This window comes from Georgenia daeguensis (genome assembly GCF_039537705.1).
GTDB classification, from domain to species: domain Bacteria; phylum Actinomycetota; class Actinomycetes; order Actinomycetales; family Actinomycetaceae; genus Georgenia; species Georgenia daeguensis.
In genome coordinates, this window is the sequence record NZ_BAABBA010000022.1 from 1 (window position 1) to 22,366 (window position 22,366).

Annotated in this window: 23 protein-coding genes and 4 pseudogenes; 16 read left to right on the forward strand and 11 right to left on the reverse strand. The window is 69.5% G+C overall.

All coding sequences use genetic code 11. The features are described from left to right. Positions 1 to 118: 118 nt before the first annotated feature. Positions 119 to 376, forward strand: a pseudogene (locus ABD774_RS17335) (DsbA family protein); the annotation flags it as partial. Positions 377 to 431: 55 nt separating this feature from the next. Continuing rightward, positions 432 to 1,023: pseudogene (locus tag ABD774_RS17340) on the forward strand (vitamin K epoxide reductase family protein). A 187-nt stretch (positions 1,024 to 1,210) separates the two neighbouring features. Here the strand turns inward: ABD774_RS17340 and ABD774_RS17345 are convergent. Beyond that, positions 1,211 to 1,792, reverse strand: a complete 582-nt coding sequence (locus tag ABD774_RS17345) for a class I SAM-dependent methyltransferase (protein ID WP_345043952.1) — start codon at positions 1,790 to 1,792, stop codon at positions 1,211 to 1,213. 25 nt (positions 1,793 to 1,817) lie between these two features. Then, positions 1,818 to 2,462, reverse strand: a complete 645-nt coding sequence (locus tag ABD774_RS17350; RefSeq protein ID WP_486327339.1) for a methyltransferase family protein — start codon at positions 2,460 to 2,462, stop codon at positions 1,818 to 1,820. 86 nt (positions 2,463 to 2,548) lie between these two features. Here ABD774_RS17350 and ABD774_RS17355 point away from each other — a divergent pair, with 86 nt between their 5' ends. The 7 genes from ABD774_RS17355 to ABD774_RS17385 all read left to right on the forward strand — a co-directional run bounded on the left by ABD774_RS17355 (position 2,549) and on the right by ABD774_RS17385 (position 7,772). Then, on the forward strand, positions 2,549 to 2,977 hold the full coding sequence (locus ABD774_RS17355; RefSeq protein ID WP_345044084.1) for an ArsR/SmtB family transcription factor: 429 nt from the start codon (positions 2,549 to 2,551) through the stop codon (positions 2,975 to 2,977). Next, a complete protein-coding gene (locus ABD774_RS17360) occupies positions 2,974 to 4,941 on the forward strand; it encodes a heavy metal translocating P-type ATPase (RefSeq protein WP_345043957.1) in 1,968 nt (655 codons plus the stop codon). The genes ABD774_RS17355 and ABD774_RS17360 overlap by 4 nt, the downstream gene beginning before the upstream one ends. A 134-nt stretch (positions 4,942 to 5,075) precedes the next feature. Continuing rightward, positions 5,076 to 5,678: a cadmium resistance transporter gene (locus ABD774_RS17365; protein ID WP_345043959.1), complete on the forward strand. Its 603-nt coding sequence runs from the start codon at positions 5,076 to 5,078 to the stop codon at positions 5,676 to 5,678. Between the two features lie 234 nt (positions 5,679 to 5,912). Further along, positions 5,913 to 6,413 (forward strand): signal peptidase II, encoded by a 501-nt coding sequence (lspA, locus tag ABD774_RS17370; RefSeq protein ID WP_345043962.1) that lies wholly within the window; start codon positions 5,913 to 5,915, stop codon positions 6,411 to 6,413. A gap of 167 nt (positions 6,414 to 6,580) precedes the next feature. Continuing rightward, positions 6,581 to 7,003 carry a hypothetical protein gene (locus ABD774_RS17375; RefSeq protein WP_345043965.1) on the forward strand — a complete coding sequence of 141 codons (423 nt, stop codon included), beginning with the start codon at positions 6,581 to 6,583 and terminating at the stop codon, positions 7,001 to 7,003. Between the two features lie 85 nt (positions 7,004 to 7,088). After that, the gene (locus tag ABD774_RS17380) at positions 7,089 to 7,358 is read left to right on the forward strand and encodes a methyltransferase family protein (RefSeq protein ID WP_345043967.1); all 270 of its coding nucleotides are present in this window, start codon (positions 7,089 to 7,091) and stop codon (positions 7,356 to 7,358) included. 81 nt (positions 7,359 to 7,439) lie between these two features. Beyond that, positions 7,440 to 7,772 (forward strand): YnfA family protein, encoded by a 333-nt coding sequence (locus tag ABD774_RS17385; RefSeq protein ID WP_345043969.1) that lies wholly within the window; start codon positions 7,440 to 7,442, stop codon positions 7,770 to 7,772. A gap of 237 nt (positions 7,773 to 8,009) precedes the next feature. Here the strand turns inward: ABD774_RS17385 and merA are convergent, their stop codons facing one another. Beyond that, positions 8,010 to 9,446 (reverse strand): mercury(II) reductase, encoded by a 1,437-nt coding sequence (merA, locus tag ABD774_RS17390; RefSeq protein ID WP_345043971.1) that lies wholly within the window; start codon positions 9,444 to 9,446, stop codon positions 8,010 to 8,012. An 81-nt stretch (positions 9,447 to 9,527) separates the two neighbouring features. On the opposite strand from merA, the gene ABD774_RS17395 reads away from it, so the two are divergent. Further along, positions 9,528 to 9,917 (forward strand): heavy metal-responsive transcriptional regulator, encoded by a 390-nt coding sequence (locus tag ABD774_RS17395; protein WP_345044087.1) that lies wholly within the window; start codon positions 9,528 to 9,530, stop codon positions 9,915 to 9,917. Between the two features lie 264 nt (positions 9,918 to 10,181). On the opposite strand, the gene ABD774_RS17400 is transcribed toward ABD774_RS17395, so the two are convergent. Further along, the gene (locus tag ABD774_RS17400; RefSeq protein WP_345043974.1) at positions 10,182 to 10,508 is read right to left on the reverse strand and encodes a hypothetical protein; all 327 of its coding nucleotides are present in this window, start codon (positions 10,506 to 10,508) and stop codon (positions 10,182 to 10,184) included. A 234-nt stretch (positions 10,509 to 10,742) separates the two neighbouring features. Between ABD774_RS17400 and ABD774_RS17405 the strand changes: the two genes are divergently transcribed. The 3 genes from ABD774_RS17405 to ABD774_RS17415 all read left to right on the forward strand — a co-directional run bounded on the left by ABD774_RS17405 (position 10,743) and on the right by ABD774_RS17415 (position 13,925). Further along, positions 10,743 to 11,147 carry a MobC family plasmid mobilization relaxosome protein gene (locus tag ABD774_RS17405; protein ID WP_345043976.1) on the forward strand — a complete coding sequence of 135 codons (405 nt, stop codon included), beginning with the start codon at positions 10,743 to 10,745 and terminating at the stop codon, positions 11,145 to 11,147. Then, positions 11,144 to 13,063 carry a relaxase/mobilization nuclease domain-containing protein gene (locus ABD774_RS17410; RefSeq protein WP_345043979.1) on the forward strand — a complete coding sequence of 640 codons (1,920 nt, stop codon included), beginning with the start codon at positions 11,144 to 11,146 and terminating at the stop codon, positions 13,061 to 13,063. Before ABD774_RS17405 ends, ABD774_RS17410 begins: the two co-directional genes overlap by 4 nt. A 67-nt stretch (positions 13,064 to 13,130) precedes the next feature. Then, a complete protein-coding gene (locus ABD774_RS17415; protein ID WP_345043981.1) occupies positions 13,131 to 13,925 on the forward strand; it encodes a hypothetical protein in 795 nt (264 codons plus the stop codon). On the opposite strand, the pseudogene ABD774_RS17420 reads toward ABD774_RS17415, so the two are convergent. Then, positions 13,915 to 14,251, reverse strand: a pseudogene (locus ABD774_RS17420) (thioredoxin family protein). The gene ABD774_RS17415 and the pseudogene ABD774_RS17420 sit on opposite strands and share 11 nt — an antisense overlap. A gap of 22 nt (positions 14,252 to 14,273) precedes the next feature. Then, on the reverse strand, positions 14,274 to 14,684 hold the full coding sequence (locus tag ABD774_RS17425; protein WP_345043984.1) for an arsenate reductase ArsC: 411 nt from the start codon (positions 14,682 to 14,684) through the stop codon (positions 14,274 to 14,276). Positions 14,685 to 14,800: 116 nt separating this feature from the next. On the opposite strand from ABD774_RS17425, the pseudogene ABD774_RS21870 reads away from it, so the two are divergent. Beyond that, positions 14,801 to 15,046: pseudogene (locus ABD774_RS21870) on the forward strand (transposase); the annotation flags it as partial. A gap of 601 nt (positions 15,047 to 15,647) precedes the next feature. Here ABD774_RS21870 and ABD774_RS17435 read toward each other — a convergent pair. The 5 genes from ABD774_RS17435 to ABD774_RS17455 form a co-directional block, all read right to left on the reverse strand. Continuing rightward, the gene (locus ABD774_RS17435) at positions 15,648 to 15,845 is read right to left on the reverse strand and encodes a hypothetical protein (RefSeq protein ID WP_345043987.1); all 198 of its coding nucleotides are present in this window, start codon (positions 15,843 to 15,845) and stop codon (positions 15,648 to 15,650) included. 103 nt (positions 15,846 to 15,948) lie between these two features. Further along, positions 15,949 to 16,290, reverse strand: a complete 342-nt coding sequence (locus tag ABD774_RS17440; RefSeq protein WP_345043990.1) for a winged helix-turn-helix domain-containing protein — start codon at positions 16,288 to 16,290, stop codon at positions 15,949 to 15,951. 661 nt (positions 16,291 to 16,951) lie between these two features. After that, positions 16,952 to 17,593 (reverse strand): thioredoxin-like domain-containing protein, encoded by a 642-nt coding sequence (locus ABD774_RS17445; RefSeq protein WP_345043992.1) that lies wholly within the window; start codon positions 17,591 to 17,593, stop codon positions 16,952 to 16,954. A gap of 157 nt (positions 17,594 to 17,750) precedes the next feature. Then, a complete protein-coding gene (locus tag ABD774_RS17450; protein WP_345043995.1) occupies positions 17,751 to 19,286 on the reverse strand; it encodes a gamma-glutamyltransferase family protein in 1,536 nt (511 codons plus the stop codon). Positions 19,287 to 19,488: 202 nt separating this feature from the next. Continuing rightward, entirely contained in the window at positions 19,489 to 20,787 is a 1,299-nt protein-coding gene (locus ABD774_RS17455) for a DUF418 domain-containing protein (RefSeq protein WP_345043997.1), read from the reverse strand. Positions 20,788 to 21,251: 464 nt separating this feature from the next. On the opposite strand from ABD774_RS17455, the gene ABD774_RS17460 reads away from it, so the two are divergent. Further along, complete coding sequence (locus ABD774_RS17460) at positions 21,252 to 21,653, forward strand: four-helix bundle copper-binding protein (RefSeq protein WP_345044000.1); 402 nt, start codon at positions 21,252 to 21,254, stop codon at positions 21,651 to 21,653. A gap of 80 nt (positions 21,654 to 21,733) precedes the next feature. Then, entirely contained in the window at positions 21,734 to 22,342 is a 609-nt protein-coding gene (locus ABD774_RS17465) for a DUF305 domain-containing protein (protein ID WP_345044003.1), read from the forward strand. Positions 22,343 to 22,366 lie beyond the last annotated feature (24 nt).

Here is a 22,366-nt window from a genome sequence, read left to right on the forward strand (position 1 = left end):
CACGACCGAGGAACCCGAAGTGGAAAAGCCGGGCAGACCGGCGAGTCCTCCATGCCCGCACACGAAATGCTTCACGCCGAACGACTCAGAATGACCGACGAAAGCCGACCGGTGGATCGAGGCTGAGTGGGGGGAGCAGCAGACCTCCAAGGCCGACCTGTTCCGCACCTTCGCTGAGGACCTCGGGCTCGACATGGCGGCGTACGACGAGGCGGTGGCGGATCCGGCGACGCTCGAACGCGTTCAGCAGGACATGTCCGACGGCCTGGCCCTAGGGGTGCAGGGCACCCCGACGTTCTTCCTCAACGGCGAGATGATCTCGCCGGCGTCCCCCGACGAGTTCCGTGCGCTGATCGACGCCGCCCTTGAGGGCTGACCCGGTGGCGGCGCCCACTGCGCACGTCGGTACCACCGACGACGTCGCGGTCGGCATCGGCGGTGGGGCACCCCGCCACCTGGCGGTGCTGCTGGCACTGGGCGGGTTGGTGGGTCTGGTCGCGGCCGTGGTGCTGCTCGTCGAGAAGATCGCCCTGGTCGCCGACCCCAACTACGTGCCGAGCTGCAGCATCAACCCGGTGCTCAGCTGCGGCTCGGTCATGAGACCCCGCAGGCCGAGGCCTTCGGCGTGCCGAACCCGCTCATCGGCGTCACGGGCTTCGCGGTCGTCACCACGGTGGGGGTGGGGCTCCTCGCAGGCGCCGGCTACCGGCGCTGGTTCTGGCTGGGTCTGCAGGCAGGCGTCACCTTCGGTGTGGTCTTCGTGCACTGGCTGATCTTCCAGAGCCTGTACCGCATCGAGGCGCTGTGCCCGTACTGCATGGTGGTGTGGGTCGTGACCATCGCGGTGTTCTGGTACACCACCCTGCACAACCTCCGCGCCGCTCACGCGTCGCTCCCCGGGCCGGTGCGCCGAGCCGCTCGAGGTGTCGCCGGGTACCACGGGTCATCCTCACCGGCTGGTACCTCACCATCGCCACGCTCATCCTCTTCCAGTTCTGGACGTACTGGCAGACCCTGCCCTAGTCCGTCCTTGCCCGGGCGGGGCACCCAGACGGCACGGTGGCGGTGACGGGGGTGGGAGGCCGCGTGCTTACCGGCGTTCCTGTGGCATGAGGCCGCGCAGCCGCCCAGGTGGATAGACCTTGCCGCTCAGTACATGTGAGCGGGCCAAGTGCAGCGCAGCTTCCCGAGTCTGGGAGGCCGGACCCGACTAGCACTTCCTCGCAAGGAATCGCATGACCTGGCCTGCCCAACCGGTACGGATTGAGACGTCGAGGCCTATGTCGCGCGCGGTGGGAGCAAGTTCGGCGGGCTGCACGAGCTGGTGGGGTGACCGGTCAACGAGGTGCAGCAGCTTGGCGGCCGGCGAGGCGGTCAGGTCGTAGCCGATCAGCATGCCGCCTGGCTTCAGCACTCGAGCCGCTTCCGCGACGGCGGGCTGCCAGTTCACGACGTGGTGCAGCATCAAGAAGCTGAGGACGAAGTCGAATGATGAGTCCGCGTAGTGAAGCGCCGTTGAGTCCGTCTGCTCCACCTTTGGGCGCGGGTTTCTTGTGAAGCGGTCGCGCGCTGTGGCGACCATGCGCTCGTCGATGTCGGTCAGCGTGAGACGAACTTCAGGCGACCGCTGCAACAGCGCTGCAGCCATCTCTCCGCTGCCAGCGCCGAGCTCTAGCACATCTCCGCTGACGTCTTGCCCTTGAAGAGACCAGGGCAGGGCGACGTCGCGTGCGAACCGTCTCCACAGAGCACTACGGCAGAACGTCGTTTCGAGCCCGGACATCTTGGGCATAGGTGATCTCCTGAGAGGTTGGGTCTTACTGACGACGGTTCTCGGCACCGAGCTGCTTCAGCCGTCCTAGTCCAGGGACGAACCGGCCGACAGTGCGGGCGTAGGAGAGGTATGCCATTCCGTGCACCCGCACCAGGTATGGCTCCTCGACGAAGCGGACCTGGAGCTCGACCGCGACCACCAGGGCGAGAAGGGCTGCCACGGTCAGGACGCTGGGGACCATGAGCGTCATACCCAGCAGGGCTGTGATCATCGCGGAGAAGATGGGGTTGCGAACCTTGGCGAAGGGCCCGGTGGTCACCAGGTCGGTGCGTTCGTCCGCGTCGACGCCGATGCGCCACGAGGCGCCCATCCCGGACTGAGCGATCAGCACACCCGCGATGGCGGCGATCACGGCGAGCAGGCCAACCCAGCTCAGCCATCCCGGCGTCCACGCGTACACCCCAACGACACCCGACAAGGCCAGAACAGGGCTCAGCGCGCCGAGCGCCAGCGCCGCGGCGAAGAGGACGCCACCCCACCACTCGCACGACCCCGACGGGCCGGAGAGCCCGCGAAAGCCGCTCGAACCGGTCCGGCGGCGGTGCGCCCACGAGCGAAACCCGAACATTATTACCAGGCCCGCGCCGTACAGGCCCAGGGCCAACCCCGCGGCCACATCTGCCGACATCATCCTTGGCATCCCTTCGGTTCTCCACCGGTCCACGGTCCGCGGTTGATCCCGAACCGACCCGTGCTTAGTATCGTCATATGACGATGCAAACATCTAATGCCGATGTCAGCGGGGAGCGGGGTGCGGTCGATCCCGCCACGCTGGCGCCGGCGGCGGCGTTGTTCCATGGGCTGTCTGACCCGGCCCGGCTGGCGATTCTGCAGCACCTGACCGTGGGGGAGCACCGGGTGCGGGACCTGACCGAGCACCTCGGGCTGGCTCAGTCGACCGTGAGCGCGCACCTGGCGTGCCTGCGCGACTGTGGCCTGGTGACGTCCCGTCCGGAGGGGCGGGCGTCGATATTCTCCCTGACCACGGCCCCGGAGCTGCTCGCGGTCCTGGCGGCGGCGGAACACCTGCTGGCCTCGACCGGGTACGCCGTCGAGCTGTGCCCGAACTACGGCATCGGCGCCACCAGCACCCCGGACGCGGAGCACCTGAAGCCTCACGAGAATCTGGAGAGCGCCCGATGAGCGACGCCTGCTGCGCCCACGACGAGGACGAGCACACCGACACCAACGACGACGAGCACGGCGAGGCTGTCGAGCGGCTGTGGGACGTCGACGAGATCCGCGGGGCTGCCGTGTCCGGCGTGCTGCTGGCCGCCGGCTTCCTGCTCTCCTGGGCCGGGCAGGACGGCTGGGCGCTCGGGCTGAACATCGTCGCTCTGGTGGTGGGTGCGTCCACCTTCGTCCCCGGGACGCTGCGCGCCCTGGTCAAGGGCCGGATCGGGGTCGGCACCCTGATGACCATCGCCGCGGTCGGTGCGGTGCTGCTCGGGGAGGTGCAGGAGGCCGCGATGCTGGCGTTCCTGTACTCCATCAGCGAGGGCCTGGAGGAGTACTCGCTGGCCAAGACCCGCGGGGGTCTGCGGGCCCTGCTCTCGCTCGTTCCGGAGCGAGCCACCGTTCGCCGCGACGGTGTCGAGGTCAGCGTCTCCCCCAAGGACCTGCGCGTCGGCGACGTCATGCTCGTCAAGCCCGGTGAGCGCCTCGCCACCGACGGGACCATTCTCGCCGGGCGCACCGCGCTGGACGTCTCGGCCATCACCGGGGAGTCCATGCCCGTCGAGGCCGGCCCGGGCAGCGAGGTCTACGCCGGATCCATCAACGGCACCGGCGCCCTCGAGGTCGCGGTCACCACGACCGCCGAGAACAACTCCCTCGCGCGTATCGTCCACATCGTCGAGGCCGAGCAGTCCCGCAAGGGCGCGACCCAGCGCCTGGCCGACAAGGTCGCCAAGCCGCTGGTGCCCGGCATCATGATCCTCGCCGCCCTTATCGCCGTCATCGGCTCTCTCGCGGGTGACCCCGGGTTGTGGATCGAGCGGGCGCTGGTGGTCCTGGTCGCCGCGTCCCCGTGCGCCCTGGCGATCTCCGTCCCGGTCTCGGTGGTCTCCGCGGTCGGCGCCGGCAGCCGGTTCGGGGTGCTGATCAAGGGCGGGGCCGCCCTGGAGACCCTTGGTCGGATTCGCACCATCGCCCTGGACAAGACCGGGACCCTGACCGCGAACCGGCCGGTCGTCGTCGATGTCGCCACGACCGCGGGTGCCTCCCGCGAGGAGGTGCTCTCACTGGCGGCTGGGCTCGAGGCCCGCAGCGAGCACCCGCTGGCCCGGGCCATCCTCGCCGCGGCTGATTCCGTGCCGGTGGCGGCCGAGGTCGAGGCCGTGACCGGCGCCGGGCTGACCGGCACCATCGGGGCCCGGCGCGTGCGGCTCGGGCGACCCGGGTGGATCGACCCGGCCGGGCTCGCCGCAGAGGTCACCGCCATGCAGCAGGCCGGGGCCACCGCCGTGGTCCTCGAGGTCGACGGCCGGGTGCTCGGCGTCATCGCGGTGCGCGACGAGCTGCGCCCCGAGGCGCCGGAGGTCGTCGCACGCCTGGGCCGCGAGGGGTACACCGTGACCATGCTGACCGGCGACAACACGGCCACCGCCCAGGCGCTGGCCGCCGAGGCCGGCATCACCACCGTGCACGCCGAGCTGCGCCCGGAGGACAAGTCGCGCCTGGTCGGTGAGCTCCGCGACAAGGGGGCCACCGCGATGGTCGGGGACGGTGTCAACGACGCCCCCGCCCTGGCCACCGCCGACCTCGGCGTGGCGATGGGCGCCATGGGCAGCGACGTGGCGATCGAGACCGCCGACGTGGCCCTGATGGGGGACGATCTGCGGCTGCTGCCGCAGGCCTTCGCGCACGCCCGCCGCTCACGGCGGATCATGCTGCAGAACGTCGGCCTGTCCCTGGCCCTCATCGCCGTCCTCATCCCGCTCGCCCTGGCCGGCGTCCTGGGCCTGGCCGCGGTCGTCCTGGTCCACGAGCTCGCCGAGGTCGTCGTCATCGCCAACGGCGTCCGGGCCGGCCGGTCCAAGGACCTGCGCACCATCAGCCCTTCGACCACGTCCGTCACCGCGACACCGGCCCCCGCCCACAGCTGACCCGCCCCCGGGCCGACGGCCCGGCGGCTCACGAATGCGGCCGAGAGGGCCGTGGCCACGACACCACGGCCCCTCCTCTCGTGCCCGCCCGCACACGCACCGGCGGCTGCGCCGGTAATCCCCGAAAGGCAGTCATGGAATTGCTCGCCCCGGTCCTGCAGGCGATCGGCCTGTTCCTGGCCACCAACATCGACGACATCATCGTGCTGTCGTTGTTCTTCGCCCGCGGCGCCGGTATGCGCGGCACCACGGGGAAGATCCTCGCCGGCCAGTACCTCGGCTTCGGCGCCATCCTCGCCGCCTCGGTCCTGGTCTCCCTGGGCGCGGCCACCTTCCTGCCAGAGGACGCGATCGCGTACTTCGGTCTCATCCCGCTGGCGCTCGGCCTGTACGCGGCCTGGAAGGCCTGGCGCGGGGACGACGACGATGACGACGACGAGAAGGTCGCCGGCAAGGCGATCAGCGTGTGGACGGTCGCCGGCGTCACCTTCGCCAACGGCGGGGACAACATCGGCGTCTACGTCCCGGTCTTCCTCACCGTCGGCACCGGGGCGATCATCGCCTACTCGATCGTCTTCCTCATCCTCGTCGCCGTACTGGTGATGCTGGCGAAGTTCGTCGCCACCCGCAGACCCATCGCCGAGATCCTGGAGCGCTGGGAGCACGTCCTGTTCCCGGTCGTCCTCATCGGACTGGGCGTGGTCATCCTCGTCGAGGGCGGCGCCTTCGGCCTGTAGGCCCGCCACCCCACGACCTCGGCAAAGTTTCGAAGGAGCAGATCGTGAGCCACGTGCACGCGCACCCCACCCACCGGAGGCGGCCGCGACCGTGTCCGTGACCACCGCCACCATCTTGCTTGCCGGGGTAGAGGGCGATGGCCACGCGGCCCTCTCGCCGCCTGCCAGCCGAGCAGGGGGCGACGCGACCACCGAGCCAGGGGACACGATCACCGAGCTGAAGGGAGTGTCCTCGTGACCACACACGAACCCGCCAAGACGATCACGGTGGCTCGGGCGCGGGTTGCCCTGGTCGCCACCGTCGCGCTGCTCGCCGCGGTGGACCTGGGCCTGAAGGCGTGGGCGGGCGGGGCCCTGTCCGGCGGTCAAACGGTGGACCTCGGGCCCGTCCAGCTGCGTCTGGGCTTCAACTCTGGGGTGGCGTTCAGCCTCGGCGCCAACCTGCCGGCCGGTGTCGTGCTCGGCGTGACCGGGCTGATCATCGTCGGGCTGGCGGTCTTCGCCTGGCGGGCGGTCCGAACCGCGACGCTGCCCGCGCGGCTGGCGCTGGCCGCGATCCTGGCCGGTGCGGTGGCCAACCTGCTCGACCGGGCCGGCGACGGGGTGGTGACCGACTACCTGCACACCGGTTGGTTCCCCACCTTCAACCTGGCCGACGTCTTCATCACCGGTGGGGCCGCGGCACTCGTGCTGGCCAGCCTCACCGGCGGCGACAGGGCCGAGAATCCGGCGTGACCGGCCAGGGTGAACGCGCGGCGGTTCGGCGGGGCTGGCCCTGGCGTGGTTCATCGTGGTCTGGGACGTCATCGAGGGCGTCGTCGCCGTGACTGCCGGGGTGATGGCGAACTCCACGCGCTGTCGGGTTCGGCATCCACTCGGCCATCGAGGTCTCCGCCGCCGCGGTGGTGATCTGGCAGCTGCGGGCCGGCGCCCGGGCGCGGCAGCGACCGGCGCCGCGCGCCATCGCCGTCACCTTCTACGCGCTGGCCGCCTACGTGGTGTTGGAGCCCGTTCGTGATCTCCTCACGCAGGACAAGGCCGGGGAGTCCCTGCTGGGCATCGTGCTCGAACGTGGTCGCCCTGGTCGTGATGATCCCGGTCGCGATGGCGCAGCGGCGGACCGGGCGGGCCCTGGACAATCCGGTGCTGGTGGCGCAGTCCATCGAGACGTGGATGTCCAACGCCGTGTCGGTGACGGTCCTGGCCGGGCTCAACTCAACGCCGTGCTCGGCTGGTGGTGGGCCGACCCCGCGGTCGCCCTGGTCGTCGCCGCCGCCGGTTTCGTCGGTGTCCTGGCCGCTCAGGCCGGCATGGGTGCCTCCTGACGGGTCGGCATCGATGCCGCCGAACGCACCGACCTTGTCACATCGGGTGCGTTCTCGGTCGTCCGCAACCCGTTCTTCACCGCCCATGCTCGCGGCCCTGCTGGGCATGACCTTGCTCGTCCCCTCCGCGGTCACCACGGCGGCGTTGTTGTGTCTGCTCGTCGCCGTCGAGCTCCAGGTCCGAGTCGTCGAGGAGCCCTACCTGTTACGCACCCAGGGGCAGGCCTATGCGAGCTACGCCGCCACCGTGGGGCGGTTTCTCCCCGGCCTCGGCCGGCTCGCTCGCCGTCCGCAAGAAGATCCGGTCCCTAGCGCAGACGACCTCGACTTCGGGCTTGACGCTGGTGCCTGTTAGCGCGCAGCCTCACAGCCACGGGGTGTGAAGAAGTCGAGCGGCTCCCGATAGCGTCGTGTCGATGCCGTAAGGGAGACCGCCATGCCGCTACGTTCCATCCTGCTCTTCGCGATCGCCGCCCTCTTCGAGATCGGTGGCGCGTGGCTCGTCTGGCAAGGAGTGCGCGAGCACAAGGGCTGGATCTGGATCGGTGCCGGTGCCATCGCGCTCGGCCTGTACGGCTTCGTGGCCACTCTTCAGCCCGACGCCCATTTCGGCCGGATCCTCGCTGCCTACGGCGGCGTGTTCGTCGCGGGCTCGCTCGCCTGGGGCATGCTCATGGATGGCTTCCGCCCCGACCGCTGGGACCTCCTTGGTGCCCTCGTCTGCCTCGTCGGTGTCGCCGTCATCATGTACGCACCCCGGCCAAGCTGAGGCTCACTCGCTCGGATCGAGCCGACGCCTTGCCACCAGGCATGGGATCAGGTGGAGCTCAGGCATCGCGTCGACGAGCGCGCGCGCACGTCGGCCATGTCGGTGATGGACGGCTGAGCCGGTCGGCGATGGGTCGGGAGGGACGATCACCGGGCGTTTGCGTAGCGGCCACACATGGCGCCGAGTCTGCCCTTCTACCGGCAGTTCGGCGGGTCTGGTCATTCTGCAGGTGGTCGCTCAGGCCGCACAGCACGAGAGCCTCGTGACGTCGGTGGTGAAGGATTGGGCGGTGAGCTTGAGCCCTTCAGCCATGGTGAGGTACGGGCTCCAGAGGTTGGCGACCTGCTCGACGGTCATGCTGGCCTCGAGGATATACACGCCCGCGGCGGCGAGGTCCCCGGCGTCCTTTGCGAGAGCCGTGATGCCGACGATGCGGCCGGTGTCGGCGTCGATGACCATCTTGATCAGGCCTCGGGTGTCCCTGTTGACCATGGCGCGGGGCACGTGGGCCAGGGGCAGGACGCGGCACTCGCACCGGATCCCGGCCTCGGTGGCCTGCCTGTCGGTCATCCCGACGGCCGCGAGGGAGGGACTGGTGAAGAGGACCCGGGGGAGATGTCGGTAGTCGACCTCGCGGTGGGCGTCTGTGAGGGCGTTGTCGACGGCGAGGGTGCCGTGCGCGGCGGCGACGTAGACGAACTCGCGGTGCCCGGTGACGTCGCCGGCGGCCCAGATCCGCGGGTTGGTGGTCCGTAGCTGCGCGTCGACGGCGACCTCGGCCCGGTCGCCGGTCTCCACCCCGACCGTGTCGAGGCCGAGCCCGGTGGTGACGGCTCGCCGGCCGGTGGCTACGAGCAGCTCGGCGGCCCGTAGCTCCTGGTTGGCGCCGGCGACGGTGGCGGTGACGACGACCTCGCCCGTGGCCCCGTCGCGGCGCACGCCGGTTGGCGCGGCCCGGCGGATCACCTGGATGCCGTCGTCGGCGAAGACCTCGAGGAGCGCCTCGGAGGCCTCGGGCTCCTCGTGGGAGGCGAGCCGGGAGCGGACCAGCATGGTCACGCGGGTGCCGAGGCGGGCGAAGAGCTGGGCCTGCTCGAGCGCGACGTAGCCGCCGCCGATGACCAGGAGGGAGTCGGGCAGATGGTCGAGCTCCATCGCGGTCGTCGAGGTGAGATAGCCGGTCTCTTCGAGTCCCTCGATGGGCGGCGCCCACGGGGTGGAGCCGGTGGCGATCAGGTAGTGGTCGGCGCGGACCGTCTCAACCGTGCCGTCGGCAGCCGTGGCCTGCAGCACCGGGTCGCTGGAGGTGCCGGTGAAGGTGGCGTCGCCCTGGTGCAGGTCCCACCCGTAGTCGTCGGCGAGGTCGAGGTACTTCTCGAGGCGCATAGCACCGACCAGGTCGTCCTTGCCCGCGATCAGCGCGGGCATGTCGACCGCGGGCGTCGTGGCGGTGAGGCCCGGGAACCGGGCAGCGTCCAGGGCGACGTGCCGGGCCTCGGCGGCCGCGAGCAACGCCTTGGAGGGCACGCACCCGGTGTTCACGCAGGTACCACCGACGGTGCCACGCTCGATCATCACCACCCGCTTACCCAGGGCGGTCGCCCGGATGGCCGCCGCGAACGCCCCACCACCGGACCCGATCACCGCCAGGTCGTACCCCTTGCCCGCTGTCATCGACCTTCCTTCCCTTAGCCGTCGTCGGGAACAGAATCGACCTTCCAGTGCGCTGGAAGGTCAAGAGGGAGGATGAGCAGCATGCGGATCGGTGAGGTGGCCCGGGTGGCCGGGACGACGACCAAGACCCTGCGGTTCTACGAGGACGTCGGGCTGCTTCCGCCGGCGGAGCGCACGCCGGGCGGATACCGCGACTACGAGGCCGGAGTGCTGGGCCGTCTGAACTTCATCCGCCGCGGCCAGGCCGCCGGCCTGACCCTTGCCCAGATCGGTGAGGTGCTCCAGATCCGCGACGGCGGCCAGGCACCGTGCACGCACGTCACCGACCTGCTCACCAGCCGGCTCGACGACATCGACCGGCAGATCGCCGACCTCCAGCAGCTGCGCACCACACTCGCCGCGCTGCGCGACGACGCCGCGGCCGCCGATCCGGCCACCTGCTCACCCGGAGACGTCTGCCGCTACCTCTGACTCGCGGCCGCGCCCTGATCCGGCCACGTGGCACCATCCGGAGATGGCCGACGACACGAAGCTACGGTGTTCCTGCTGCGGCCGGCTCCGGCCGCGCAAGTCTCTCCACGCCCTCGGTGCCGAACCCGCCCACATCTGCCGGCGCTGCGGGCTATGGGTCGCACTCCGGCTTCGCGCCGACGAGAGCTGATCCCCGCTTGCCGGGACGCCCGGGAGAGACACGCTCCACTAGCGGGGGTGCCAGCAACGCATGCGTGGTCTCGCTCAGTTCAGCGCCGGTTCGGGGACCGGCTCCCGGTGGTCGACCGCGGGGGTGTCGACGGCCGGCTTCTTGGCCGCCGCGCGGCGACGGGTGCGCGCCTTCTTCTCGGGCTCAGGCAGGCCGAGCCTGCGCAGCTCTTCGGGTGACCAGCCGTCGCTGAGTGCGGCGTTATACAGGCGCACGTCCTCGCGCTCGGCGTCAGCGACCTGCTCGCGCAGCTCGCTGAGCCTCTGGCGCGCGGTGACGAGCGTGCGGACCGACGCGATGCGTCGGTCGAGCAGCTCACGGGCCTTCTTCTCGGCGTCCTCGACGCTCAGTTCCTTCGCCATGCCGTCATGCTAAGGCGACGGACTGACGACGGCCGAAACCCACGCCGTCCCAAGCCCTTTCGGCGCTGACGCCCACCCAAGGCGTACGGAGCCGCCAACCCCTCCAAGACGGAGCAAGTTATACAGTTACGTGCCGTAACTGGCCGCTATCGCTGGACGGCCGGTGGCCGTTACTGGCACGCTGGGCGTGCATCCCCGCAAGGGGCGGGGTCGCTGCGCTGGGCATGAGAGGCGGTGGTCGCGGTGGCGGAAGAACCTGCGAAGGCGCGCCGTTTGGTCCGGCGCCGGCGGGCGAACGTGACTGGCGGTCGCCAGCACAGCCACCGCGTGATGGTCACGCCCGAGGAGGAGGCGCTGCTGCTGCAGCGCGCCGAGGAGCACCGGGTCACGGTGCCCCGGCTGTTGATCGAGTCGGCCTTGGCACCGACGGGGGAGACGCCCACCGAACGGCGCAACGCGGTGGTCGAGCTGTTCGCCGTGCACCGGCTGCTCGCGGGCATCGCGAACAACGTCAACCAGATGGCGAAGGCGATGAACGCGACCGGCGAGGTGCAGGCAGAGATGGTCGCCACCCTGCGGGCGGTACGCCGGGTCGCCGAGCGCATCGACGACGCGGTCGACCGGCTGGGGCAGTCGTGATCCCGCACATCGTCCGGGGCGACCGGATGGCCGGCCTGATGGTCTACCTGGCCGGGCCGGGACGACGCAACGAGCACACCGAGCCGCACCTGGTCGCCGGCGACTCGGCGCTGCTGGCCTGGCACGACGACAACGAGCTCGACCGCGACGCCGCCCTTGCGATCGCCAAGCACCTCGACCGCCCGCACAAGGCGCTCGGGGTCGACGTGATGACGGGCGTCTACGAGCGCCAGGTCGTCGGCCACGACGACGCCGGCAAGCGGATCTTCAAGAACGTCAAGGTCGGTGAGAAGGACGCGCACGTGTGGCACTGCTCGCTGTCGCTGCGCCCGGAGGAAGGGATGCTCACCGACGAGCAGTGGAGCACCATCGCCACGGAGTTCATCAGGCGTATGGGCTTCGACGACCACGAGGGCACGAAGGCCCCGTGCCGGTGGGTCGCGGTGCGTCACGGACTCTCGGCGAAGGGCAACGACCACGTCCATCTCGCGGTCAACCTGGTGCGTGAGGACGGGACCAAGGCGTCCACCCACAACGACTACCGGCGCGTGCAGGAGGTCGCCCGCGAGCTCGAGCGAGACTACGACCTGCTGCCTCTGTCACCGAACGAGTACGAGACCGCCCGCGCGCACACCCGTGCCGAGTGGGAGCGCGCCCGCCGAGGGGACGGGCGGGTGCCGTGGGACGAGCTGACAAACGAGTTGCAGGACGCCGAGGTGCGCAAGCAGTTCGCCACCGAGCAGGCCTGGCAGCGTGCCCTTACGGGCCGGGACCGGCACGGGCCGGCGGACACCGCCGAGCGTGCCTACGACCCCGCCGAGCGTGAGGCCCAGGCCCGCGGCCGCGCCTGCGCGAAGCACGAGCGAAACCGCCGACACGGCGGGGGAGTGGTGCCGTGGGACAAGCTGCCCACGGCCGAGAAGCAGGCCCGCATCACTGCGGAGCTGCGGGCAGACGAGCCGCGCCGCGCGCTCGCCCGGATCGTGCGCGGGTGCTCGACGGCGGCCGCGGACGAGGCCGAGTTCGTGCGCCGGATGCGCCGGGCCGGTCTGCTCGTCCGGCCACGTTTCGCGGACGGCCGCACGGACGTCGTCACCGGCTACTCCGTCGCCACACGGCCCGAGGCCGGCGAGCGGCCCGTCTGGTACGGCGGCGGGCACCTGGCCCGCGACCTGACCCTGCCCAGGCTGCGCCAGGCATGGCCCGACACCCCCGCGGCGGGGGAGTGGACCGCCGCGAAGCGCAACCGCCGCCCGGTCACGCCAGGCCGGGAGGCGGGCGAGGTCGACCCTCGACTGTGGGAGCAGTACGCGCGCGAGGTCACCGCGCTGCGTGAGCAGCTGCGCGCCGTGCCGATCCACGACCGCGACACCTGGGCTCAGGTCGCCCGCGACACCGCCGGGGCGTTCGCCGCCTGGTCGCACCGGGTTGAGACCGTGCCCGGGCCGCTCGCGGCGACGGCCGACGCGCTGGCGAAGTCGGCGCAGCTGCGCCGCCAGTCCGTGCACCCCAAGGCATCCGGAAAGGCGTCCATCGGGGGAGTGGCGATGCTCCTCGCGTCCGCCACCACAGCGGGTCAAGGTGCGGTCGCCGAGGCGGCGCTGCTGCGTCAGCTGGTGATGCTCGCCCAGGCCGTCTACGCCATGCACCGCGCCTCCGCCGAGCACCACCGGGCCGCCCAGATCCGCCAGGTCGCCGAGCAGCGCCTGCGCGAGGTCGCCGACCGTCTGCCACCTGTGCCCGGGCCCGTACCTGCCGGCCCGGCACACGACGCCCGGGCGGCCGAGGCCGCCCGCATCGCGGCCACCGGCCAGACCCCGGCACGCCCGGTCGGCTCCCCGGTGCCCAACCGGATCGAGCCCGCCCGCCGACACGAGCTGGCAGGGCACGACAAGGACCGCGGACCGGAGCGGTAGACCAACACGATGGGGGAACGTCATGGCTGAGGAATCAGACGGCATCGAGGAAGCCCTGACCGGATCGGTGCGCGTCGCCGTCACCGTCGGCGCACGCCTGGGCGAGATGCTCGCCCGAGCCCGCGAGGAACAGAAGCGCCGCGCCGAAGTCGCCGAGGAACAGCACGCACGCGAGCTCACCGCCCGGCTGCAGGCTGAACAGGCCGCCGCCCGCGCCGACCTCGCCCCGGTCTTCCAACCTCAGTGGTGGGACCAGGCCGGCCCCGAGGGCATCCAGCACGCCTGGACCACCGCCCGCGCCTGGACCGGGCAGGACCCCGAGGCAGACCGGGCCGCAAACCGGATCCGCGATGCGGTCCGGCGCCGCTACGGCGTCGACGTCGACCGTGCCGCGGCCGACCCCAACCTCGTGCGCGTCGCCCTCGAGCGCGCCGAGACCCGCCGCGTCGAAGCCGAGCGCGAACGGGCGCGCGCCGCCGAGGAGCAGGTAGAGGCGCAGCTGCTCGTCGCCGAGGCCGACCACGCCGACCAGGTCGCCGAGGCAGCGCGCGCGGCCGCGCAACACGAACCCGACCCCGTCGAGCGTGACGAAGCAGCCCTCGCAGCGGAGCGCGAACAGAACTTCGCCACGGCCACGCGCGAGGCAGGCAAGGACAGCTACGACAGCGCCGAACGACGCCAGGCGTTCGCCGCCGACCTCGAACGGCGCGGCATCGACCAAGAAACCGTCGCCGCACGCATGACCGCCGACATCAGCCAGGGCACCCACCCCTCAGAGGTAGTGAGGACCGGCGGGAAAAAGGCGCCCAAGGCGCGCACGAGTCGAGGTCCCGGGCAGCGCCAGCACGAGCTCAGCCGCTAACCCGCATTCCTAGTCGGCGAGCTCGTCGAGGAACTGCTTCTTGGTCCGCGCCGATGAGGGACTTGATGACCTCGCCGCCGGCGTAGAGGTTGAAGGTCGGGATCGATACGACGCCGTACTTGGTGACGGTCTCGATGTTCGCGTCGGCGTCGAACTTGACGAACTTGATCTTGTCGCCGTGCTCGGCGGCGAGCTCATCGATGATTGGCTCAGTGCGCCGGCACGGGGCGCCACCAGGTCGCCCAAATGCCGACCAGCACAGGAGTCTCGGACTGCAGAACCTCCGCGTCGAAGGTGGCGTCGGTGACGGCCAGGACATCTCTCATGCTCGTTCCCTCCGGTGGCTCTTCAGGCCCTGGTGGGCAGGAGGCTGGCGATCAGTCCCTCCACGCGGGTCTTGATCTCGTCGCGCACCGGGCGGACGCCGTCGACGCTCTTGCCGGCGGGGTCCTCGAGCTCCCAGGCCTCGTAGCGCTTGCCCGGGAAGATAGGGCAGGCGTCGCCGCAGCCCATGGTGATGACGACGTCGGACTCCCTGACCGCCTCGGTGGTCAGCACCTTGGGCGTCTGTGCGGAGATGTCGATGCCGACCTCGGCCATGGCCTCGACGGCGGCGGAGTTGACCTGGTCCGCCGGGGCCGAGCCGGCGGAGCGGACCTCGACGGCGTCGCCGGCGAGGTGGGACAGCCAGGCGGCGGCCATCTGGGACCGACCGGCGTTGTGAACACAGACGAACATGACGCTCGGGCGCTCAGACATGGGATCTCCTCAGGGTCAGCGAGTCGCGTCGGGCGCGACGTTGGTGGGATTGGTGGGCAGCGACAGGCGGGGGGCGAGGTTGCCGACGCGACGACCGATCTCCGCCAGGGCGTTGTCGAACGCCTGGCGTCGCCCCGATCCCGGTCTGGTCCGGGAACACCCGCGGCCGGGTACGGATGAACAAGTCCGGCAACCGCCAGCTCAACGCCGCCCTGCACCGCATCGCCATCACCCAGGTACGTCTCGGCGGCCTCGGCCGTGCCTACTACGACAAACGCCTTGCCGCCGGCGACACCAAGACCGAAGCCCTGCGCTGCCTCAAGAGGCGGCTCGCCCGAGTCGTCTACAACACCCTCAAGAACCAGACAACAACCAGTCAACCGCCACCACACCCGCATACGCGGCAGCGGCTTGACATAGGAGAAACCCATGTCGCTCGAGCCGGGTACGTACCGACAACAAGGTGGCGCACACCCTCACACCTGACCAGTACGGCCAGCCCGTCAAGAAGGCAGATCTCCCGGTCCCGCCCTGGCGTGCGTGCGCCACGGGGAAGGGCGCCATCACCTGGTTGACGCCGTCGCGACCGCTTGGACACCGCGGGCGGTCCTGTCCGGCGTAGAAATCGGTCCGTTCGCACCGCGTGCCGCAGCAGCCTCGCCAGACGGGCGCGGCGCACCTCGAGGGTGCTTGTTGACCGGCGAACCGACGACGCCCGCCGCGGCGTCCGGAGGCGATGTCGAGACGGCCGCAGCGTTGCTGCGCCTGCTCGGTGATCGAACCCGCCTCGCCATTCTGGCCGCCCTCGGCGAAGACGAACGACCGGTCTCAGTGATCGCGGAGGCGGTCGACCGCCCGCCTACCGGCCGTCTCGTAGCACCTGGCCAAGTTGCGCATGGGCGGTCTGGTGACCACCCGCCGGGAGGGACACCACGGTCTTCTACGCCCACACGAACGGGCACGTCAGCGCTGGTCAGGCACGCGCTGCACCTCGCCGAGCACCTGCGATACCCCGTCCCGCCCCACCACCGCTAGGAACCGGGCCAGCACACCGGTACCCGTCCGGCACTGTCGGGCATGAGCCGAGACAGCGCCGGCGGTCAGCTTGCGAACGGAAGACTTTCTCAACGCCACCAGGTTGAGCAGTGCGGCGCTGCGCACAGCGCCCATTTTTGGACGCACGTTCCGCGGCTGGATCGGGCGTAAGTCGCCCCGGACGAGGTCGCCCTCGAAGGGCTTCGCCGGCCGCATTGGTGGGTAAGGATCATCTAGTTCTTCCCCAGCTGGGCTGGCGGCGCGCGGTGAGGCGGTACCCCAGTCCCCGGACGGTGTCGATGGAGATGCCCGGGGTCGGCTCCAGCTTGCGGCGCAGCCGCCCGACGTAAACCTCGACGACGTTAGGGACGGCGTCGAACGCCTGGTCCCAGACGTGCTCAAGGATCTCCTGGTTGCTCACCACCCGCTCCGCCCGATGAGTGAGGTAGGTCAGCAGCTGCGGAGCGTCCAGGAGGGCGTTGATGTCGCTGACCGCCTCGGCGACATGCCCACCACGGGCACGGTCCAGCGTCCAGTAGACGGCCCGTCGGGCGGTGCCGGACAGTTCCATAATCTCTTCCTCTGCATCGGGCCCGGGGCCGGGGCCTTACCACCTGGCTCGACCGTAGTGATGGCTGAGACCAGGTAGAGCCGCGTTGCAATGAAGGTTCGATGAAGGTTGCTCGACCGGATCAAAGGCCCTCACCGCCGTAGGAACCAGGTGCCCTGAGGCAGGTAGAAGGGGACTTCTGACCGCAAGCTCCCCATGCAGTTATGCTACGGCGGCGGACCGACGGCGACCGAAATCGGCGCCGTTGTCCCGTCCTTGCGTTTGACGGACAGCACCTCGCTGTCGCGGTCGCGCGAACGCACGGTCTCCGCAGATCTCCGAAAAGACTGGCATCGGGCGCGTGACGCTGTACTTCCCGGACGTCGAGGCGATTTTGCTCGCCTGCCACGAACGTCACGTCAACGATTACCTCCGGCATCTCACTGAGTTCCGGGACCAGGGCGGTCACGCGGGTGCGCGCTGGAGGCTTACGCGCGCGTCTTGTGGAGCATCACCGGCACCGAAGGTCTTGGGGCGCTGCTTTGGCCGGCTCGTCGCGGTCATCCTGGGGCTGCGCCCCGCGCTGACCCTGTTCCCGTTGGAGTTTGCGAAACTAGGCGACGACGAGGCGGGGAGCCGCAGGGGTCCCGATGTGCGCCGGCGCTTCTCGTGCGTTGCTTGTTCAGGCGGCGGGGGTTCCGACCCCGCCGGAGCAGGCCGCGCCGGGCTCGAGCGTCTGCTCGCCCTGGAGGTAGCGCTCGAGGAACGCGTCGATGCGTGGGTCGGCCGGGTCGTCGACCTTGAGTTGGAGGCCCCAGGCGCTGAGGGTGACAGATGCGTCGAGGGCTTCGTACGGGCTCACGAGTGCGTAGGCCTCGCCCTTGGCCTTGTCGGTGAGGATGGCGACGTCGTCTGTGGATAGGTCGGGGGAGTAGGCGATCCAGACGGCGCCGTGTTCGAGGGAGTGCACGACGTTCTCGTCGGTCACCGGCTCGGTATAGACGCCGCAGTTCTGCCAGACGGTGTTGTGGTCGCCGCCAACGGGCGGAGTGGTGGCGTAGTCGACCGTGCCCTCGACGTGGTTAGAGCTCAGGTCGGTAAACTCCTCGACGCCCTCGATCGGCGCGTTCGCTGCGGCCTCGAGCTCTTTTTGTCTCTCGGCCTGGTTGATCAAGGGGATGGCGGTCGCTGCGGCGAGCCCGAGGACAACGGCGCCCGTGGTGCCGAAGATGAGAATCTTGCTCCTACGATCCTTGCGTTGCTGCTCGGCGCGCATGGCGGCGAGCTTGGCGGCCCGCTCCTCGTTACGTTGCTTGCTGCTCACAGTTGTTCCTCACGACCTGGCGTGGGTTTCGGCTTCTAGCGCAGGGAACACGCCCCATGCACGACGCCGACCTAACTACCCAGGCATTCGATTTTTGATGCCGTTCCGACAGATTGATTCAGGTGCTGGCACGGTGGTCAAGGAGATGTGGGCGGCGTCACGGCGGGCCCACGATGAAGTCGGCTTCGCGGCGGGTATCGGCGGTGCCGGTGATCTCGCCGGTGGTGTGGTCGACCTCGAGGGCCTGGACGGATCCGAAGATCGCTTCTTCGACCGTTACGACGTCGGTGGTCCAGCCGAGTTCCTCGAGGCGGTCAGCGAGGTCATCGGACGGTGGTTCCTCGACGGTGAGCTGGCCGTCCTGGAGGTGGAAGCGGGGTGCGGCGACGGCGTCGGCCAGAGGTTGGCCGTGCAGGGCCCATCTGGTGAGGACGTTGGCGAGGATGTTCGGGATCTGATGGCCGCCGGGGGAGCCGAGCCCCAGGACGGGGCGGTCCTGGTCGTCGAGCACAACGGTGGGGGCGGCCCAACTCACGGAACGACGGCCAGGTGCGGGCTGGTTCTGTGGGGTGTCGAGGGCGTCGAAGCGGGAGAGCTGGTTGTTGAGGAAGAATCCGCCCACGACCTGGGCATCGCTACCGCCCCAGAAACTGGTGATGGTGTTCGTCATCGAGACCATGAGCCCGTCGGAATCCACGACGGTTATGTGAGTGGTGTTCCCCGGCACAAGCTTCGCTGCAGCGGCGAGGTTGTCACCCTCGCCGCCGGGAGCCGGCGAGGCGGTGACGTTCGTGGCCAGAGCCGCGTTGCGGGCCGGGTCGGTCAGCTCGTCTACCGGCACGTCGACGAACGCGGGGTCGCCCAGCTCGGCTGTCACCGCCGCATCGGCGACCTGCCAGCCGGTGGATAGCTTCTCGACGTAGTCCGCCGAGCCTGGTTCGCTTTCAGCGATCCCGAGGGACTCGGCCACCTGAAGCATCTGGATCACTGCCACCCCGGGAAGGGCCGGGGCGGCAGAGACCACCTCGTAGTTGCCGACATCGCCACGCGCCGGCTCGGAGCGCACGACCTCATAGGCGGCAAGCGAGTCGGCGTCGATGCCGTCGACGGCCTCGAGCTGTTCTGCGATCTTGCCGGTGTAGAAGCTGTCGGGTCCGTCCTCCGCGATGGTGGTCATCGTGTTCGCGAGCTCTTCCTGGACAAGCTCGTCGCCGGCCTCCAGAGCGAACAGGCCGCCCCAGCCCTTGAACTGGTCCTGGCCGGAGATGGCGCCCGGGCCGTAGTCGCTGCGCATACGCAGCGCGAGAAACTCAGAGACGGGAAACCCTTCGGAGGCAAGCGTGGTCGCGGGTTGGAGCAGTTCGGCCCACTCCAGCTGGCCGTGGTCGTCGTGCAGGGCGGCCATCCCGGCGACGAATCCCGGGATTCCCGTGCCGGACGGAGGAATCTTGCCGTTCTGTGCCACGACTTCGCGGTAGTCGTAGGCCCGGGGCTGGCCGCCGGTGGGTGCCACAATCGCAGAGCCACCGCCGCCGATACCCGAGGCGAACGGCTCGACAACGGCGACGGCGAACGCGGTCGCGATCGCCGCGTCAACCGCGTTCCCCCCGCGTTCGAGAACGGTCATTCCGGCTTCCACCGCCGCGGGGTGTGCGGCGCTGACGCCGTGGGCCTTCAGGGCGGAGTCGCTCACTGGTGCTTCCGCCTCCGGGGTGGGGGACGTCGTCGTAGATGACTGTGCTGCCGTAGGGAACGTAGAGGCAGCGGGAGTCGGTAATCCGGTGCATGCGGTGAGTACCGCAAGGACCGCAGCGGTTCCGGCGGCGCGGACGACCGCTGTCTTCTGAGTGGGCACAGGAAGTCCTCCGTCGGGCGGTTCCGGTCGGATCGGGAAGTCAGCCTTGGCCAGCGCCGGCTGGGAAGTCGGTCACGCGGGGTGGGTGCGGGACCGGCATCTGAGCCGGTTGGCGCCCAGATGGGCCGGTGAGTAGATGAGGGCGAGGGCCGATCTTCAACCCCGTGAGCGGAGTGGCTGAGGCCGGTTGGATCGGCTCTTCCTTGGACCGGGTCCGAGGGCTCGTGCTGTTGCGCGGTGGGTGGCTCGGCGGCGTGGTCTCCGCGTCTGGGGCGGTGCGCAGCCGGGTGGGGATTCGGGGGTGGTTCCACGGATCCCGGAGGAGGGCTTCGAACGGACCCTGCTTGAAGTAACGACGCCATAAGGTCGCGCCAACGATCGCCAGGACAGACAGGACGAAGCTGATGAGCACCCCCTCGGCGAGGGTGTGTGGCTCTGGCCGGATGAGAAGTGCAAGAGCGAACAAGTGTGCGACGTAAATGGTCAGGGCGAGTTGCCCGGTGGCCACCAGGGGCCACAGCCACCGGTCAACAACGCGCCCCAGGCGAAGCAGAACACCTAGGGCAAGCAGTGCACTGCCGGTCCCGCTCAGCAGCCACAGCGGCATCTGGGAATGGGCCACGGACGTAACCAGGCGATCGAACCCGATGGTGTTGGAAGGCTCGCCCAGCCATGCCACGAGAGCCAGAGAGATCATGCGACCGGCGACGGCCGCGATCGCTCCGGTGACGATCATCCGGCGCTGTAGGACCCGATCGCTCAGGCGTCGGCGTCCCAGCCACATACCGAGCAGGAAGGGACCTGCCCAGGTGATCACCGGGTACGGACTTGAGAGGAGCACCTTGTGCAGGATGAGAAGCGGCGAGTCGGTGAGCGAGGCAGGCTCCGAGGCAAAACGCACGCCTTGGACCATCTGCAGAAAAATCCACGTCACAGGGCCGAGAACCATGAGGGCGCCCGCGAGGACGAGCAGCAACCGGTCCGGGGCCCGGACAACGGGTAGTGCGATGAGGAAGAGCAGAGCGTAGGTCGGCAGGATCACGCTGACGCCGTGATCGAGCAGTTGGAGCGCGAGACCCCCCACCAGCAGGAGCCCGGAACGCCAGAGCAGCGACGCCCACGGCAGCGGCCCGCCACTGTCACGAGCGCGCCGGGTCAAGAGGGAGATGCCCAACCCCGCAAGAAGCACGAAGAGCAGAGAAGCTCGACCGAGCGGAATCCGGTGCAGGACGTCAGCCAGACCGTCACCGCTACGCGGGCCGACATTGACGATCACCATGCCAATGACCGCCAACGCACGCGCGGCGTCGATGGCCGCAATCCGGTTCCTGCTCTGCACGCCTGCCCTGCGGGCAGTGGCCGATCCTCCTGCCGCCACTTCACTCCGATCCGTGATCATGCCCGTTCAGGCCACCAAGTCGAGCGGGACGCAGGTGTGCGGCCGCCACTGCGTTCGGCCGAAACGTTCGTCGAGCCGGAACGGGCCGAGTGAGAGGCTGAGCCGATAGCAAGCGCCTGCCAACGTAATCGCCGACCTGCCCTAAGTCACGTTCAGGTAACGCTCTTCATCGATTCTTCATACAAGGCGCGAGAACGGGTGTGGTACATCACGAATGCGGCTCGATCGGCCGAGGGGGCACCTCGCGACATCCTGCGTGTGAGGTCGGTTCTTCCGTGAAGTTTCGATGAATCCGGACAGCTCGGGATGCACCCTGATCCGTTCCTTCGTAGCGTCGAGGACGCCAACGGTGGCCATGCTCCGGAGGGCCACCGCCAATCTCTGACGAGGAAGGGCAGATAGCCATGAGGACCGCCGAGATGATGGAAAGCTACCCGGCCGAGATAAACCTGGACCGCCAGCTTCTGGCCCGAACTGTCGACGCTGTCATCGCTTGCGCTCAGGCGTGTACCGCGTGTGCAGACGCGTGTCTGAGCGAGGAGATGGTCGCCGAGTTGCGGAAGTGCATCCGCACAGATCTGGACTGCGCAGACATCTGCGAGGCCACCGCACGGGTTCTGTCCCGGCATACCGGTTACGACGCCAACATCACCCGAGCCCAGCTTCAGGCCTGCATCCAGGCATGCCGGGCCTGTGGGGACGAGTGCGAGGCGCACGCCGGCATGCATGAGCACTGCCGAATCTGCGCGGAAGCATGCCGCGCCTGCGAGCAGGCCTGCACCGAGCTGCTCGCCGCGATCGCCTGAGACGGCTCAGTCATGCCGATGCCTGACCGGCGGCAACGTCCCTCGGTAGCCGCCACATCCCGCGTAAGTAGAGGAGTCACATGACCGAGACCACCAGCCGACGTAACGCCCACCGTCCCGCGGCCGTACTCGCCTCCATCGCACTGGCCACCGGCGCCTTCGCCGGTGCCGGGGTAGTCATGGCAGGCCCTGCCCTTGCCGACGTTCCCGCCTCGAGCGAGCAGACCGCTCGGTTCGAGGTCGACTTCCTTACCGGCATGATCGACCACCACGCGATGGCCGTGAGCATGGCCGAGATGTGCCTGGAGGAGGGCGTCCATGACGAACTCATCGCCACCTGCGAGTCGATCATCACCTCCCAGTCCACTCAGATCGAGCAGATGCAGGCCTGGCTGCAGGACTGGTACGGCATCGACTACGAGCCCGGCACGAGCAGTGGCGGATCGATGAACCACCTGGCCAACCTCAGCGGTGAGGAGTTCGAGGTGGCCTTCATGCGGTCGATGATCCGCCACCACTGGGGCGCGATCCGCGAGGCGGAGAAGTGCTTCGACAACGCTGAGCATCCCGACCTGCTCACCCTGTGCGAAGACATCTACACCGCGCAGCTCGAAGAGATCGAGCAGATGCAGACCTGGCTCGACGACTGGTACGGCATTCCCGGCGGTCGCCCTGTAAGCACCGCCTAGAACCCCGGCCTGGGCAGTCGCCGT